At 40.4% G+C, this 16,138-nt stretch carries 15 protein-coding genes; 7 read left to right on the top strand and 8 right to left on the bottom strand.

Annotated elements, in window-relative coordinates; translation table 11 throughout:
• Nucleotides 1–19 precede the first annotated feature (19 nt).
• A complete protein-coding gene (gene pbpG, locus ABFY81_RS18180; RefSeq protein WP_134263468.1) occupies nt 20–1,066 on the bottom strand; it encodes a D-alanyl-D-alanine endopeptidase PBP7/8 in 1,047 nt (348 codons plus the stop codon).
• Nucleotides 1,067–1,277: 211 nt separating this feature from the next.
• Here pbpG and ABFY81_RS18175 point away from each other — a divergent pair, with 211 nt between their 5' ends.
• The 3 genes from ABFY81_RS18175 to ABFY81_RS18165 are packed head-to-tail and all read left to right on the top strand — an operon-like array spanning nt 1,278 to nt 4,938.
• The gene (locus ABFY81_RS18175) at nt 1,278–1,913 is read left to right on the top strand and encodes a response regulator (RefSeq protein WP_019457005.1); all 636 of its coding nucleotides are present in this window, start codon (nt 1,278–1,280) and stop codon (nt 1,911–1,913) included.
• 10 nt (nt 1,914–1,923) lie between these two features.
• Nucleotides 1,924–3,492: a PAS domain-containing sensor histidine kinase gene (locus tag ABFY81_RS18170; RefSeq protein WP_347914344.1), complete on the top strand. Its 1,569-nt coding sequence runs from the start codon at nt 1,924–1,926 to the stop codon at nt 3,490–3,492.
• 24 nt (nt 3,493–3,516) lie between these two features.
• On the top strand, nt 3,517–4,938 hold the full coding sequence (locus tag ABFY81_RS18165) for a sigma-54 dependent transcriptional regulator (protein WP_347914343.1): 1,422 nt from the start codon (nt 3,517–3,519) through the stop codon (nt 4,936–4,938).
• A gap of 3 nt (nt 4,939–4,941) precedes the next feature.
• Here ABFY81_RS18165 and ABFY81_RS18160 read toward each other — a convergent pair whose 3' ends face one another.
• From ABFY81_RS18160 to lptF, 4 genes are all read right to left on the bottom strand, one after another.
• Nucleotides 4,942–6,126, bottom strand: coding sequence for a S41 family peptidase (locus ABFY81_RS18160; protein ID WP_347914342.1), 1,185 nt, complete (start codon nt 6,124–6,126; stop codon nt 4,942–4,944).
• 15 nt (nt 6,127–6,141) lie between these two features.
• The gene (gene gpmI, locus ABFY81_RS18155; RefSeq protein WP_107973115.1) at nt 6,142–7,689 is read right to left on the bottom strand and encodes a 2,3-bisphosphoglycerate-independent phosphoglycerate mutase; all 1,548 of its coding nucleotides are present in this window, start codon (nt 7,687–7,689) and stop codon (nt 6,142–6,144) included.
• 125 nt (nt 7,690–7,814) lie between these two features.
• Complete coding sequence (gene lptG, locus ABFY81_RS18150; RefSeq protein WP_039254238.1) at nt 7,815–8,885, bottom strand: LPS export ABC transporter permease LptG; 1,071 nt, start codon at nt 8,883–8,885, stop codon at nt 7,815–7,817.
• Entirely contained in the window at nt 8,885–9,985 is a 1,101-nt protein-coding gene (gene lptF, locus ABFY81_RS18145; RefSeq protein ID WP_004699267.1) for an LPS export ABC transporter permease LptF, read from the bottom strand. Before lptF ends, lptG begins: the two co-directional genes overlap by 1 nt.
• A 143-nt stretch (nt 9,986–10,128) precedes the next feature.
• Here lptF and ABFY81_RS18140 point away from each other — a divergent pair, with 143 nt between their 5' ends.
• The 4 genes from ABFY81_RS18140 to ABFY81_RS18125 all read left to right on the top strand — a co-directional run bounded on the left by ABFY81_RS18140 (nt 10,129) and on the right by ABFY81_RS18125 (nt 13,003).
• The gene (locus tag ABFY81_RS18140; RefSeq protein ID WP_347914341.1) at nt 10,129–11,577 is read left to right on the top strand and encodes a leucyl aminopeptidase; all 1,449 of its coding nucleotides are present in this window, start codon (nt 10,129–10,131) and stop codon (nt 11,575–11,577) included.
• Nucleotides 11,570–11,977 carry a DNA polymerase III subunit chi gene (locus ABFY81_RS18135; RefSeq protein ID WP_004699269.1) on the top strand — a complete coding sequence of 136 codons (408 nt, stop codon included), beginning with the start codon at nt 11,570–11,572 and terminating at the stop codon, nt 11,975–11,977. Before ABFY81_RS18140 ends, ABFY81_RS18135 begins: the two co-directional genes overlap by 8 nt.
• 38 nt (nt 11,978–12,015) lie before the next feature.
• Nucleotides 12,016–12,654, top strand: coding sequence for a hypothetical protein (locus ABFY81_RS18130; protein WP_077164310.1), 639 nt, complete (start codon nt 12,016–12,018; stop codon nt 12,652–12,654).
• Nucleotides 12,655–12,784: 130 nt separating this feature from the next.
• Entirely contained in the window at nt 12,785–13,003 is a 219-nt protein-coding gene (locus ABFY81_RS18125) for a hypothetical protein (protein WP_347914340.1), read from the top strand.
• A gap of 58 nt (nt 13,004–13,061) precedes the next feature.
• Here ABFY81_RS18125 and ABFY81_RS18120 read toward each other — a convergent pair whose 3' ends face one another.
• From ABFY81_RS18120 to ribD, 3 genes are read right to left on the bottom strand one after another with little or no spacing between them, the layout of a single operon-like run.
• Nucleotides 13,062–13,721: a riboflavin synthase gene (locus ABFY81_RS18120; protein ID WP_004699272.1), complete on the bottom strand. Its 660-nt coding sequence runs from the start codon at nt 13,719–13,721 to the stop codon at nt 13,062–13,064.
• Between the two features lie 42 nt (nt 13,722–13,763).
• Complete coding sequence (locus tag ABFY81_RS18115; RefSeq protein ID WP_347914339.1) at nt 13,764–15,056, bottom strand: DNA adenine methylase; 1,293 nt, start codon at nt 15,054–15,056, stop codon at nt 13,764–13,766.
• Nucleotides 15,053–16,138 (bottom strand): bifunctional diaminohydroxyphosphoribosylaminopyrimidine deaminase/5-amino-6-(5-phosphoribosylamino)uracil reductase RibD, encoded by a 1,086-nt coding sequence (ribD, locus tag ABFY81_RS18110; RefSeq protein WP_347914338.1) that lies wholly within the window; start codon nt 16,136–16,138, stop codon nt 15,053–15,055. The genes ABFY81_RS18115 and ribD overlap by 4 nt, the downstream gene beginning before the upstream one ends.

The following is a 16,138-nucleotide window of genomic DNA, read 5'->3' as shown; positions in this document are numbered from 1 at the left end:
CGTTTTTAAAATATTCAACTTAAATACGTTTTGGCAAATTACTCAACCAACCCAATAAGTTAGTTGCATCGTTATTACGCGCCTGTGTACTTGGCTCACCAAGCAATACAATTACTGCCGGACGTGAGTTTACAGTGGTATGCATCACGACACAGCGACCTGCTTCATTGATATAACCAGTTTTAGACAAGTTGATATTCCAACCACCATTACGCACTAGCGCATTGGTATTGTTAGATTTCAACACGCGATAACCCAAGTTAAAATCATAAGTCGGTGTAGTTGAGAATTGACGGATTAAACCATACTGAGATGCTGTACTCGCCAAAATTCCTAAATCACGTGCAGAAGAAACATTGCGTGGGTCTAAACCAGTTGATTCATAATAATGAGTTGCACTCATACCCAAAGAACGTGCTTTAGCATTCATCGCTGCTACGAATGCAGGACGACCACCCGGATAAGTACGCGCTAAAGCTGCTGCTGCTGGGTTTTCAGATTTCATTAGAGCAAACAGAAGAACTTCTGCACGGTTCATCTTGTCGCCAACACGTAAGGTTGAGCTTGAGTTTTTACCATTTGCACCAGCAAAATCAATTTGCTCAAGTGTAATTTCTTCTGACATGTTTAAACGCGCATCTGCCGTTACAACTGCTGTCATTAATTTGGTAATAGACGCAATCGGTACCGATGCATTGGTATTTTTACTATAAAGAACCTCACCTGTTTGCGCATCCATGACAAGTGCAGCACGTGCACTTACACTCGGCTGGGCATTAAACCCCCCGGTATCACGAATTGGAGCAACTCTAGGTGTAGAGCTAATAACTTTCGGTGCATTACTGCCACGCAAAGTTGTAGTTACAGATGTTGAACCTTGCGGAGTTGGTTCATCATCTTCATCATTTAAAAGTTGACTAGCATCCGCTGCCGACCAATTTAAACTTGCAGTACCAGTACTCCCTGAGGACGGGTTATTGACGAGTTCTGCAAAGCTTGTTGAACTCAAACTAAGCAAAATAGACATGCTTAGCACATGCATTAAAGACTTTTTAGAATTTTTCACGGCACAATACTCGACTCAGGGTGACACACATTTGCGCTTACTATCATTATGCCTTACATTTGAGATATAAGGTATAAAGGTTTACCGACACAATTGTGCACAACTATTCGCTCACTATAGAAGAATAGGATTGCTAATTTTGTCATTCCATTGCAAGCTTATTTTGCTTTATGTAACAAAAAACTTGTTTTTTGAAAGAAAGGAGGTCTTCTTGATTACAGTTTTAGTTGTCGATGACCATGAACTGGTACGTACGGGTATTTGCCGTATGTTAGAAGATCATGCAGATGTTGAGGTAATTGGACAAGCCGAATCTGGGGAAGAAGCAATTGCTATCGTTCGCCAACAACATCCGCAAGTCGTACTACTTGATGTCAACATGCCGGGCATCGGTGGCGTAGAAACAACTCGTCGTTTATTACAAACAGCTCCAGAGACGAAAGTCATTGCTGTGAGCGGCCTTGCCGAAGAACCCTACCCGTCTTTATTGCTAAAAGCCGGTGCAAAAGGTTATATCACCAAGGGTGCACCAATTGCCGAGATGGTTCGTGCAATTAATAAAGTGATGCAAGGTGGTAAATATTTTAGTGCTGATATTGCCGAACAACTAGCAAGCTCATATTTATCCGACACCCAACAATCCCCTTTTGATTCGTTATCGGAACGTGAAATGCAAGTTGCCATGATGGTTGTCAACTGCATTAGCGCACAAGAAATTGCCGATAAACTTTTTGTGAGCGTGAAAACTGTAAATACTTACCGTTATCGTATTTTTGAAAAGTTAGCAATTGATAGCGATGTAAAACTTACACATCTTGCGATTCGCTACGGTCTGATTAAACCATAATCAGACTTACATGCACTCTCCTTTAAATTCATCCCTGTCCCATACGATTTTTCGTTTGGGCACTTGGTATGGTTTATACCGTCTTATTATTGCGGTTAGCCTGACTATTATTTTAGTTTCAACCAATGCTCAAGCCGACAATAGTTTGCAGCAACCATCTTTATATTTTTATACGCTGCTAGGCTACTCAATTGTCAGTCTTGTTCAATTGTTAGGCTTTAAATTTATCGCAACTCAGGCAACACGTCAGCTTGCTTTATTTTTTATTGTCGATGTTATTTGTTTGAGTTTACTGACTTTTTCTGTTGGTGAACCAAATTTACAGCTTAGTCTACTTTATGTAATTGCAATCTTTACCTCGGCAATTTTGCTCAGCGCAAGAATGTCTTTAATCATTACCTTGCTTGCGATCATTGCAGTTATTTACCAACGCTTCGTGGGTAGTTTGTTCGACTACAACAATCTAAACACGATCGGGAATAGTGCCCTACTCGCTTTCTTATTTTTTGTCGTTCATGGTATTGGTCAAATTGCGGTACAGCGCTTTAAATTACTTGAAGCTTTGACCTTTCACCAGTCGGTGGAGCTTTATCAACTTCAAAATATTAACCGTTATATTTTAGAACAAATTGAAGAAGGCTATTTAGTCTTAGATGAAGACTACAATATTGTGCTCAGCAATCCAGCTGCTTGCTCACTGCTCGGTATTCCACCCCAATTTGCCAACGAAAAATATCCTTTAGCCAAGTGGCATACCGACTTATATGAGATTCTTAAGTTTGGTGACTTACAAGAAGGTGACCGATTTATTTTTGAGTCTCGCCTATCGACTTATTCCATTAATATTAAAGTGCAGCACCTTTTGGTCCCACAACAAGCACTGACACTGCTCATTTTACAAGATGCTCAGCAAATTAATCAGCAAGCACAACAGCTCAAACTTGCTGCTTTAGGACAACTTTCAGCAAGTATTGCACATGAAATCCGCAATCCTTTGGCTGCAATTGTACAAGCAAATGAGCTACTTAAAGATAGCGATCCAGAACAACAAAATACTTTGCGACATATGATTGGTAAACAAGCCAAACGTATTGATAGTATTGTTCAAGATACTTTGGGGCTTGCACGTAGTGAAAGAACTCATCCTATTCAGATTGACTTAAGTCATTTTATAACAAGTTTATTCGAAGAAGATTTATCAGACGTTAAGCACTCTATCAGACTCGAAATATCTGATAATTATCTAAAATTTTTATTTGACGAAAAACAATTACGACAAGTTATGATCAATTTGGTGCGAAATGCTTTACGGCATAATGCACCTGATTCACCTAATGTCACGATCAATATTCATTCACAAGCAAATAAAATTTATATTGATGTGATCGATTACGGCGAAGGTGTCTCAAAACGTGATATATCTCAACTATTTAAACCATTTTTTAGTACCGAAATTAATGGAACTGGTTTAGGATTATACTTGTCTCATAGTTTCTGTGAGGCAAACCATGCAAAGCTCACTTATGTAGAGCAAAAACAAGGGGCATGCTTCAGAATAGAGTGCCCAATAATATATTGATTTTTTTATTAGGTTTTTGGGGAAATGGCAGAACAGCAACCACTGGTTTTGCTTGTAGACGATGAAGAAGATTTGTGCCTTTTAATGCAAATGACACTTGCACGAATGGGGATTAAAACACATCTTGCTTATCGGGTTGAACAGGCCAAACAACTCTTCACTCAGTTTCATTACGACGCATGCTTAACCGATTTAAATCTACCTGATGGTAGCGGGTTAGACTTAGTCAAACATGTCTCTCAAAACTACCCCAACACCCCAATTGCAGTTTTAACTGCATACGGCAATATGGATATTGCAATTGCTGCATTAAAAGCAGGTGCTTTTGATTTTGTGAATAAACCTATTAACCAAGTCCATTTAGATCAGTTATTGCAAAAGGCGCTCAATCGGCAACAAACAGATCAAGACTTTGCAGAAGCAGCGCTAGAAAATAAATTATTAATCGGCCGTTCTCTACCTATTCAACAATTACGCATTGCAATTAAAAAAATTGCTCGCTCTCAAGCACCTGTATTTGTTACAGGTGAGTCAGGAACAGGTAAAGAAGTAGTTGCCAACCTAGTTCATCGGTTAAGTAACCGTAGTGAAGGTCCTTTTATTGCAATTAACTGCGGTGCCATTCCAACTGAACTCATGGAAAGTGAGCTGTTTGGACATAAAAAAGGCAGTTTTACTGGGGCAACTCAAGATAAACAGGGTCTGATTTTATCGGCTCACGGCGGTAGTTTATTTTTAGATGAAATTGCCGAATTACCACTCAGTATGCAAGTCAAACTACTGCGTGCGGTACAGGAAAAAAAGATCCGTCCTCTCGGTTCCGATCAGGAAATTGATGTTGATTTCCGTGTCATTAGTGCGAGTCATCAAGACTTGGATTTATTGGTTAGACAAGGCAAATTCCGTCAGGATTTGTTTTTCCGTATCCATGTTATGGATTTGATGTTACCACCGCTACGAGAACGTGGCGAAGATGTCCTTTTACTTGCAAATCACTTTATTCAGAAAATTTGTATGGAGTGGGAAACACCACCCAAACAATTAAGCGATGCAGCCGAGACTTATCTCTTACAGCAACACTTTCCTGGCAATGTTCGTGAATTAAGAAACATGATTGAGCGAGCAATCACCCTAAGTGATGATGCTCAAATTGATGTACCACACTTACATCCAGCACCATTAAGAGCAAATATTTCTAACTCAGTATCATTGGTATCTCAGACTATACAAAATAACGTGACAGCGCCTCAAGTTGTAAAAAAATTACCAACTGAAGGATTGGAGCGTTATTTAGAGAACATTGAAAAAGATATTCTGCTCAATGCACTCAATATGACCCATTGGAACAGAACTTTAGCAGCAAAAAAACTAGGAATGACGTTTCGTTCTTTACGTTATCGTTTAAAAAAATTTGGCTTAGACACCGAGACTGAACAGGAAGTATAAAGGTTACTTGCTTTTTAGAAGTAAATCGGCAACACGCTCCAAATAAACATCTTCTTTCATTTCTGGCGGTAAGGGATAGGTCTGATTAGGTTGAATACCTTGCCCTTCAATCATATTACCATTTGGTGTGTAGTAATGTGAGACCGTCATTTGCAAGGCTGCCCCACTAGGCAGAGGGAAAAGCTTTTGTACAACACCTTTTCCATAACTTTTTTCGCCAATAACCCAAGCACGCTGATGCTCTTTCATTGCAGCAGTAAAAACTTCTGCTGCTGACGCAGATCGGTGATTAATTAAAATACCGACCTTTATATTTTGAAAATCATTGCCCGGTAAAGCCTGAAATTGCTGATTACCTTCTGAACGACTTTTTGTAGAAACAATAATGCCATGATTTAAAAATAAATCGGCTGACTCAACAGCAGCAGATAGCAACCCGCCTGGGTTATTTCGTAAATCAATTAATACCGCTTTTAAACGCGAAGAACTATTTTCTTCAATCAAACGCTTAATTTCATTAGCAGTATCTTGCTGGAACACTCTAATTTTTAGTACCAATACCTGATTGTGTAACATGACAGGTTCGATGTCAGTTTCAATCTTTTTATTACGAACTAAACTGATTGGAGTATTTGACTCCTCGGTCTGTACTTGAAGTGTTGATCCTATTGAACCATACAGCAAACCAGATATTTGATCTTGCGTCAGGTTCTTAAGTTCTTGATTATCAATTTTTAGAATTGTCTGGCCATTTCTTAAGCCTAGTTTATATGAATCTGAACCTGTCTTAAGGTCGCGAATCATCCATTTATGGATATGTGCTTCTGGACTTAATGCAAAATCAACCGAGGCTAGATCACCTTCGGTATATTGAATGAGTTGACGGTATTCTTCAGGAGACAAATAGCGTGAATAACGATCTAAACCGCTGACTAATCCTTTAATTGCTTGTAAAAATAAAGCATCGTCCGACTTTTCATCGACATAGTTATCCCGAACAATCCCATAAATTTGTACAAACTGCTGAATCGATTCAATAGGGACTTCTGCATAACTTTCTTCTGATTCTGCCGGATCAGCATGCTGCGGCGATAATTTTTCTTTTACAACAGGAGCAGCAAGAGCGAGGTAGCTGCAACACATCAATACACTACCCAAAAAAGCTTTATATATTTTGTGTTGCAGCATTTAGTCACCTATCGCTTATGCAGATAATGTAATCAGATTACGACCTTGCATTTCAGCAGGAACTGGAATCTGCATTAGATTAAGGATGGTCGGTGCAACATCTGCAAGTACACCACCTTCTGCAATTGTCGCTTGAGTTGGACCAACATAAATAAATGGTACAAGCTCTGTTGTATGTTGAGTATGAACCTGACCACTTTCATAGTCCTGCATTTGCTCGACATTGCCATGGTCAGCAGTAATCAGCATGTGGCCTTTTTTAGCCATCACAGCTTCGTATACACGACCTAAACATGTATCAACCGCTTCAACAGCTTTAACCGCAGCATCAAATACGCCTGTATGCCCTACCATATCACCATTGGCAAAGTTCACAACCAATAAATCGTACTCACCTGAGTTAATTGCCTTAACGAGCTCATCAGTTACTTCATAAGCACTCATTTCAGGCTTTAGGTCATATGTTGCAACGTTTGGTGATGGAATGAGAATACGCTTCTCACCTGGATATTCATCTTCACGGCCACCACTAAAGAAGAACGTCACATGAGCATATTTTTCAGTTTCAGCAATACGTAATTGCGTTTTACCAAGTGAAGATAAATATTCACCTAATGAGTTCTTTAGTGCTTCTGGCATATATGCCACAGGCGCATCAATGCTGGCTTGATAACGCGTCAACATGACAAATTTAGAAAGGTTCGGCACAACTTTACGCTCAAAACCAGCGAAGTCTTTTTCAACAAACGCACGAGTAATTTCACGAGCACGGTCAGCACGGAAGTTCATGAAAACAACGCTATCGCCATCTTGAACTTTAGCCACATCACCAATACGAGTTGCTTTTACAAACTCGTCATTTTCATTTGCAGCATACGCAAGCTCTAAACCTTCTACTGCCGTTTGTGCAGTACGAAGTGCTTCACCTTCAGTCAATAAACGGTAAGCCTGTTCTACACGGTCCCAACGGTTGTCACGGTCCATAGCAAAGTAGCGACCAATCATAGTTGCTATACGACCTTGACCCGGATATTGAGCAAATAGAGCATCTAATTTTTCTAATGAAGGTTGAGCACTACGTGGAGGAGTATCACGACCATCAAGGAATGCATGAAGATAAACTTTTGCACCACGTTTTAATGCAAGCTCACACATCGCCACAATATGATCTTCGTGTGAATGAACACCACCTTCAGAAAGTAAGCCCATAATATGAACTGCGCCACCAGCAGCTTTGGCTTTTTCAACAGCGTCAATCAATACTTCATGTTTGAAAAAATCGCCAGTACGAATGTCTTTAGTAATACGGGTAAAATCTTGATACAACACACGGCCAGCACCAAGGTTCATATGGCCAACTTCAGAGTTACCCATTTGTCCATCAGGCAAACCTACATCTTCACCAGAACCAGAAATGAGACTATTTGGATGCTTTGCTTTCATTGCAGTTAAATTCGGGGTTTTTGCTGCAAGAAAAGCATTATCTTCAATCGCTTCACGGTGTCCAACACCATCCATAATGACCAGAACGTGAGGGATCTTGCCAGCAGTTGCATCCGTCATAATCAATTTCTCTTTTGTCTACAATTTCATCGCAATATCTTACCGAATTTTCGGTGAAGACTCTAATTTTTCCTATAGCTTTCACCAATGCCTATCATTGAGAAAGCCATTCATATTCTTTTGAATTAACGGGCGCGGTAAAGTAAATAACTACCTGCACCGAATAACAAAGCAATAGGTACAAGTACAAACCAAGCAGGTGAAGGTGCGTATACCAAACTTGCGTAACCCAAGAAATCTTGTAAGTAATAGAAACCCAAACCAATAAAGAGTGCGATCACCAATCTGAAACCCATTGACTGTTGACGTAGTGGCCCAAAAATAAAAGAACAAGCGACTAACACCAAGGTAATGAGAGAAAATGGAGAGGCAACTTTTTGCCAAAAAGCTAATTGGTAAGTTTTAGGGACTTGGCTATATTCATCCATATAACGCATGAAGCTAACCAACTGACTTGGAGATAAGTCTTCAGGATCTAAAGTCACCATGTGTACGTATTTAGGTTGTAAAGCCAATCCTAAAGACTGCTGTTCATGATTGTTTTGTATTGAATTACCATCTGTAAGAATGTCGGTCTGGCTAGCTTTCTGTAAAGACCATTGACCATCTTTGATAAACTTACCTTGCTCTGCATTAATTAGAGATTGCAAACGGTAATCTTTGTCAAAGTCTACAACTTGAATGTCTCTTAAATTTCCTTGCGAGTTTGCATAGTCAATATAGATAAAACGCTGCCCTTCTCGTGACCAATAACCTTTCACCTCACCTAAAGCTGCTGCTGAACGGTGACTTTTGACACTTTGTGCTTGTTCATTTGTATAAGGAACAACCCACTCACTGAGCGCAAAAGATAAAACAATAAGGAGCAAAGCTGAGCGCATCACCCAACCTACAATACGCCACAAGCTAATACCAACTGACCGCATTACAATCAGCTCGCTGTTGGATGCTAAAGCCCCTAATCCAATCACAGCCCCAATTAAGGCCGAAATAGGTAAAATCTCATATAGATAGCGAGGGGCACCCCATAACACATAGATGAAAGCTTGCCACGCATTATAGTCAGGTTTTAACTCACCCAATTCACCCAAATAAGTAAACAAGACCTGTAAAACAGATAAAACAATGGTGGTACCAAACATTGCAAGCGCAGTGGTTTTCGTCACATATTTGGCGACTATTCGACGTGCTAACATTATAATTTCACCCGCTTGATCTGTTTCTTGATTTTCGGCCCTAATTTCTGTTTACGTGAAAATAAGGCAGCTGCAATTGCATAAACCAATAAAGCTGCTGGATAAGCCCAAATGTCCAGCTCTCCTCTACTGATACGAGTCTTAATCGCAATCATAAGTACAATCAGACTCGCGAAAATAAAAATAGATGGAATAAGACGATAATAACGACCCTGTCGTGGATTTACCTCAGACAATGCAACTGACATCATGAGAGCAACAATGATGGTAAACGGACCAAATAAACGCCAACCCAACTCACTTCTAATGACAGGATCATTACTTTTATCCAATAGTTTAGAGGTTGGAAGTGCTCCTACATCACTACTTTCAAACTTAACATCCTTATCATTTTCTAAGCGCAGACGATAAGACTGGAACTCTGCTTGCGTATATTTCGGTTGTCCCGGATATATTTCATAACGGCGACCTTGAACCAGATCGACAACATTGGCTGTATCATTAGCCATCTCAACACGTGTTGCCTCTTTTGCCAAAATCATGACATCTGGCTTATCTTCTTTAGTAGCGCGTTGATAAAAGAAAATATCCTTGAGGTTTTTACGGTCTTCCGACAGTGAGCCTGCATAAATCGTATAAGGCCCTGAAGAAATAAACTCTCTTGGCCGAACCAAATCAAAACCCGTCCGTACAGCTTGGGTTGTCGTTAGTTTCTCAAATTCACGCAGTCCCCACGGTGTCATCCACAACATGAGCACAGACTGACAAACCATGTAAACCAGTGTCATTGGAATGAGTAAGCGTGCTAACTGATGACGACTTACTCCACTACCATTGAGTACAGCCATTTCATGGTCAACATATAAGCGACCGAACACCAGCATTAAGCCAATAAAAAAACCTAGTGGTAAAATAAGGGTAAGGAATTCGGGTAAACGATATCCTACGATGCTAAATAAAATACTAGCATCTAAACGCCCCTGCGCCGCCACACCAAAGTATTTGATCAGACGACCACCCATCATGATTAAGGTCAATAATGCAATGACCACCAATGAGGTAGAGACAACTTGCTTGACGAGATAACGCCGAATAATCAAATTAATACTTCCAAAAGGCTAAACGGGACGAACGCTAGTTTACCCGAATGTTAAAAATATAAAACCGCACATTGCAACGCTATGCTTGAAAGTGTTTCAATGTTTTAATCCAACATAACTTTCTATAGGCAATCACGGCAGCCATGAAATTTACAACTTATACAACTTTCCCTGAACAAACATCTAATGAATCTTTGTGGGTTTTAGTTGATTCAGAACAGCTACAAACCAACCTCAACACATATCAAATCAATAACATAGAAAATATTCTTACAGCGACTCAATTTAAAGCTAACTTCAACGAAACGTTGCCATTGTTTGGTCAGCTTACTCATCAAGCTCATACCCAATTACTTGGTTTAGGAAAAGCAGCTGAACTTCAAGCAGTTAAGTTAGCAAAATTGGCACAAACCATTATCAAATCGACACAAAATAAATTTAAGCATATCGCAATTGATATTGCTGCGTTACCTGTCGAATACCATTATTTATTTGCATTAAGCTTAACTCAAGCAGCTTATGGTTATGATGAGTTTAAATCGAAAAAAAATGAATTTGTGTTACAACAAGTTGATTTAATTAGTTCACAAACCAATCTTGATGAAAACCAACTTGCCTTGGTGCATGCCGTACAATCTGGTCAGTCTTATGCTCGTGACTTAGGAAACCGACCTGGCAATATATGTTTCCCTGAATATTTAGCTGAACAGGCATTAGCTTTAGCTGCAGAATTCCCAGACTTACTTAAAGTGACTGTCTTAAATGAGCAGCAAATGGCTGATTTAGGCATGTATGCATTCCTCGCTGTAAGTAAAGGATCTGAACGTCCGGGTCGTATTGTCACTCTTGAATACCAAGCAAACCTTGAACAAGCGCCTGTGGTACTTGTAGGTAAAGGCGTCACTTTTGATACAGGTGGTATTTCTTTAAAACCAGGCCTTGGCATGGATGAAATGAAATTCGATATGTGTGGTGCAGCTTCTGTACTTGGTACAATCCGCGCGTTATGTGAAGCACGCCTTCCAATTCATGTAGTGGGCGCGATTGCTGCAGCAGAAAATATGCCTTCAGGTAAAGCAACTCGTCCGGGCGATATCGTAACGACCATGAGTGGTCAAACGGTTGAAATTTTAAATACTGATGCAGAAGGCCGTTTGGTTCTTTGCGATACGTTAACGTATATCAAACGCTTCAATCCGGCAGTAGTCATTGATATCGCAACTTTAACCGGTGCCTGTGTAGTTGCACTAGGTAAAGTGTTAAGTGGCTTATTCTCTCCTGACGATGCTTTAGCAACTGAGCTTCAACAAGCGGGTGAGCAGTCATTCGACCGAGTATGGCGTATGCCAGTGATTGATGACTATCAAGAACTACTAGACTCACCTTTTGCAGATATCGCTAACATTGGTGGTCCACATGGCGGTGCGATTACAGCGGCCTGCTTCCTTGAACGTTTCACACGTGATTATCGCTGGGCTCACCTAGATGTAGCCGGTACAGCTTGGTTATCAGGTGCAGCAAAAGGTGCAACTGGTCGTCCAGTACCGTTACTTATGCAATTCTTAGCCAACCGTGTAAATACGAATGGCTAAAGTTAGCTTTTATTTGTTTGAAACGAGTGAAGAACGGCAAGTCGATAGTGCTTGCCGTTTGTGCCGAAAGATTCTACTGAAGCACTCACAGATCTGGTGGTACTGCACAGATGTGCAGCTACAACAAACACTTGATGAAAAACTTTGGAGCTTTGATCCGACCAGCTTCATTGCTCATGGTATTGATCAGGCAGACGCAGCAGTGTGTATTTCGGCTAAACAACCTACTGAACAGGGTTGGTTGGCATTTAATTTTAACAATCATGCACTTGAACAAGTGAATCATTTTAGCCACATTATAGAAATTGTTGAAAATAATGAAGCAGCCAAGCAAATTGGCCGAGAAAAATTTAAAATGTATCGTCGTTTGGGTATAGAACCTCGAACCTTTAAATTATAACGCGCTAAAATGTTGAGACTGTTGAGTAAAGGAGAACTGTGGTGGCATTAAATGTCGGGCAAGATTTTAAAAAAAGATGGTTAAATGCGCCTGAAGCTGTCCGTCATGCCTATCAACAGGATTTGGCACGTATTTGCGATTTATTAGAGCCTCAGACGCCTATTCAACTTTGGGTACTCAATGACGAGAAAGCCCAACTAGAGTCGCAGAAAAACATTGAACAAGCTTATGCAGACCTCAAAGCAGAGTTAATCGAACAAGCACGCATTCGCCGTCAGCTTGCTTTAGAAAAATCTCTTGCAGATAAGCGTGCAGTTGAAGCAGCCTATGCTGCTGAATTGCAAGCCGATGAAGTTCGTAAGTTTGATGAACAAACCCAAGCTCTACAAGCTTTCTGTATTCATTTAGAACAGGAAGTTGCTGAACAAACTGCGCGTTATCAAAAAAACCCTGAAACACCTGCTGTAGACTATTCTTCTGGTGTAAAACTTAGCATTACCGATGATCAAATCTTATCGGAGCTTGAAAGTTTACGAATTCGTTTAGAACTTGAAGCTGAAAACTTAATTGAACATTCTGTAACGGCTTTCCGTGCCAAACTAGAGGCGGCAGCTCAAGAAGAAATTGAATACATATTAAATAATTCTAAGTTTTCTGATGAAAAAATAGAAAAGTAAAATTTTAAAAACGCTCTTTGTCATGAAAATGACATTTAATTGTCACAAAATAGTCATGCATAATATTCTTTTAGTTCAAATAATTATTAGAATAATGCATGGTTATTTATCAAAATTAAAGAGAGTAAAAATGGACATTCCACATCAGATTTCAACGCAACTTGAGCAGCTTAATCAGGGTGAGCAATGGACATTTTCAGCACAAGAACTTTATATGAGTCATAACGACTTTAATTCACTTTCTATTTTGCTGACACGAGCGTCAGAAAAAGGTCAATTTTCAATTACACGCACCCAGCATAATAAACCATGGGTTGGCACATATTCGGTTACTCTCACCAAGCATTAATTTTTTAAAATAAAAAACCGGACATATGTTCCGGTTTTTTATTTTGGCGATTTAAAATTTATTTTAAAAAACCATTTTCAGCTAAAAAAGCCATACTAATATTTGACTCAGTTTTCTGTTCAGCAGCTTTATCACCTAGTAATAAACGTTCGATATAACGCGCTAACACATCGACCTCAAGGTTAACTTTGCTACCTACTTGCCATGTCCCAATGTTGGTACGTTCTGCGGTATGCGGAATCAAATTCAAACTTAAAATATTACCGCGCAAATGGTTAATGGTTAAACTAATACCATCTACAGTTACAGAGCCTTTCTCTGCTAAATATTTAGCAAGTTCTACAGGTGCTGTCACTTCATAATAGACGGAACGAGCATCTTCACGCACTACGGTAATTTCACCTACACCATCAACGTGACCACTTACAATATGACCACCAAAACGAGTTGTTGGTAGCATCGCTTTTTCAACATTGACACGCTGACCAACTTTCCAGTTACCTAAAGTGGTACGGTTTAAACTTTCGCGAGACACATCAGCCGCATACCAGTTATCACCCCACTCAATGACGGTGAGACAGATTCCATTGGTTGCAATTGAGTCACCCAAATGTACATCCGACATATCCAAATCAGTTTGAATACGTAAACGCACATCGCCACCTACACTTTGCAGGCTTTCTACTTTACCTAAACTTTCAATAATGCCTGTAAACATGGCTCAATCTCCAAATCTTTCACACTGCTTAAGTTGCAGCGCTTACCAAAGTGCAAGTTGCGTACTATTACCTGAAGTATCTACACCACCTAGCTCGGCAAAGTGGTAAAGCTGGCCTAACAATTGACGTAACGGTGGTCCTGGTTTGGCATGTGTATCTGTAATCACAATAAACTCAAGCACACGTGCGCGCTCTGACTGACGTTGTTTACTTACGCGATAACGTGGAACATCTTGAGTCAGTAAAGTGACTTTTCCGCGCTCCAGATTGGCCATCAGTAAATCTTTTGGCTCAATGTTACCATCGGTCGAATAGCTGGTCAGAATATAACGTGCATTGATGGTTGAAAGTAATTTTTCATACGCATCTTTTGCATGTTTAGAAGAGTTATATGGACTTGGACGCTCTTTACGCCATGCACGATCAATACCGCTCTTATAACCTTTAGTATCTGGTGAAGGTAAATCAACCTGATCCCATAAAGTTAATGCATTTAAAACGTGATAATTACTACTGTAAGCATGCTGGTTATATGGTGGGTCAAGATAAGCAACATCTACTTCAAAACCACTCATCTGATTTGCTAAATGTTGTGAATCTACACACCACATTTCAGCGGCTGGACGTTTACGATCACCAATCTCACAGAAACGGCTCGGTGTTAACCAAAGTAATGATTCAATACGCTCTAAAGCCGTTTGTGTACGTCCGCCCCACCCTTGGTGAAAGCTTTTAAATACGCCACTTGTATTGCTCACAAAGCTAGCTGAATAGAGCAATGGTGCAAGTAAAGCACTCATCTCTACATCATTAATTGCACCTTGTGACTGCCATGTTGCAATTTGCTGGCGAATCGCATCGATGCGCATGCCATTACGGCGTTTAAAGAACAAACGGTCACGGGTTGGATCGTATACATCATCGTTACGAGGACAAAGGTTATGTGTAACCCAACCCTTAACCTCAGGCAATCTATTTAAATAATCGATGGCTTTTTGATATCCGCCAAGCTCTTTAAAAGCAGGCGCATCGACACAGGCTAAAATCGCATGATTTAGGGCATGGCTATAAGGTTCCCAGTCATTCGCAATGACACGGTAACCATTTTGACGTGCCAAACGAGATACCACACCACTACCCGCAAAAAAGTCGGCAAAAATCGGAGGATTCTTTTTCTTGCTGTTCAGCGTCCCTGTAATTTCTAGGGCTTCTAAAATCAAGTGGAGCAATCGGCGCTTGTTGCCCAAGTAGGGTACAAGCTGATGAAAAAGATATTCGTCGGTCGTGCGGGCTGCATGGCGACGTTTGTGGTAAACCGAAGGCTCTGAATTCATACTTTCTCTTGCGTAGGGATTAACCTTAAGCGTATATCTTGATCAAGTTGTACTACATCAAGAAGTTTAAAACGAAGTTGCTGCACCATATATTCAAATTCTGCATTGAACATGGCTCTGGCACTTTTCCCCAATAAAGTCGGGGCAACATAACTGATCATTTCATCCACCAAACCTTCTTGTAAAAAGGCGGTAGATAAAGTTGCGCCAGCTTCAACCAACACATCATAAATTTGGTATTGCTTAGATAAGGTCTGTAGTAGTGTTTTTAAAGGCTGAATTTCTAATTGTATCACGCCTAAGTCAGCGAGTTCCTGACGATATGGCCCCATCACCATGACAGTTTCAGGATTTTCTAAAATTTTAGCGGTGAGCGGTAAGCGCCCTCTCCGATCTAGAATTACCCGTTTTGGTTGGGCAACTGTCTCGATATCAATATTATTGAGCGAGCGTACATTAAGCTGACAGTCATCAGCAATCACAGTATCAATACCTGTAATCACGGCACCTGAAATCGCGCGCCAATGCTGCACATCTTGCCGAGCAGCAGAACCCGTAATCCACTTTGACTCACCAGATGCCATTGCAGTACGCCCATCTAAGCTAGAGGCAACTTTTAAACGTATATATGGCATGCCCGTAGACATCGCTTTTAAAAAGCCTTGATTAAGTTTGGCTGCTGAATCTTCACAAATACCGATTTCTACTTCAATACCAGCATTTTTTAAAATCTGAACCCCTTTACCCGCAACAAGCGGGTTTGGATCGGGACATGCCACAACCACTTTTTTAACCTGCGCCTTCACGAGTGCCTCAGCACACGGAGGTGTTCGTCCATAATGAGCACATGGTTCAAGTGTTACATAAGCGGTTGCACCTTGTGCTTGCTCACCAGCTTCACGTAATGCAAAAACTTCAGCATGGGGTTGACCAGCTTTTGGATGAAAGCCTTCACCAATGACCTGATTATCTTTGACAATCACGCACCCAACATTTGGATTTGGTTTTGTCGAATAAAGTCCTCGTTTAGCAAGTTCAATCGCTTGCTGCATCCAGTACTGATCTTGTTTCAACTCAGACAT

It is taken from the genome of Acinetobacter sp. WA-87 (assembly GCF_039938935.1).
GTDB lineage: Bacteria > Pseudomonadota > Gammaproteobacteria > Pseudomonadales > Moraxellaceae > Acinetobacter > Acinetobacter seifertii.
Note: the sequence above shows the minus strand (reverse complement) of the source record. Positions and strands in the feature narration are given on the sequence as shown.

What these genes read in the sequence shown, in the direction of transcription:
- ABFY81_RS18170 (WP_347914344.1), top strand. Translation starts at nt 1,924, where the DNA reads ATGCACTCTCCTTTAAATTCATCCCTGTCCCATACGATTTTTCGTTTG.
- ABFY81_RS18165 (WP_347914343.1), top strand. Translation starts at nt 3,517, where the DNA reads ATGGCAGAACAGCAACCACTGGTTTTGCTTGTAGACGATGAAGAAGAT.
- ABFY81_RS18160 (WP_347914342.1), bottom strand. Translation starts at nt 6,126, where the DNA reads ATGCTGCAACACAAAATATATAAAGCTTTTTTGGGTAGTGTATTGATG.
- gpmI (WP_107973115.1), bottom strand. Translation starts at nt 7,689, where the DNA reads ATGACGGATGCAACTGCTGGCAAGATCCCTCACGTTCTGGTCATTATG.
- lptG (WP_039254238.1), bottom strand. Translation starts at nt 8,885, where the DNA reads ATGTTAGCACGTCGAATAGTCGCCAAATATGTGACGAAAACCACTGCG.
- ABFY81_RS18140 (WP_347914341.1), top strand. Translation starts at nt 10,129, where the DNA reads ATGAAATTTACAACTTATACAACTTTCCCTGAACAAACATCTAATGAA.
- ABFY81_RS18135 (WP_004699269.1), top strand. Translation starts at nt 11,570, where the DNA reads ATGGCTAAAGTTAGCTTTTATTTGTTTGAAACGAGTGAAGAACGGCAA.
- ABFY81_RS18125 (WP_347914340.1), top strand. Translation starts at nt 12,785, where the DNA reads ATGGACATTCCACATCAGATTTCAACGCAACTTGAGCAGCTTAATCAG.
- ABFY81_RS18120 (WP_004699272.1), bottom strand. Translation starts at nt 13,721, where the DNA reads ATGTTTACAGGCATTATTGAAAGTTTAGGTAAAGTAGAAAGCCTGCAA.
- ABFY81_RS18115 (WP_347914339.1), bottom strand. Translation starts at nt 15,056, where the DNA reads ATGAATTCAGAGCCTTCGGTTTACCACAAACGTCGCCATGCAGCCCGC.
- ribD (WP_347914338.1), bottom strand. Translation starts at nt 16,138, where the DNA reads ATGTCTGAGTTGAAACAAGATCAGTACTGGATGCAGCAAGCGATTGAA.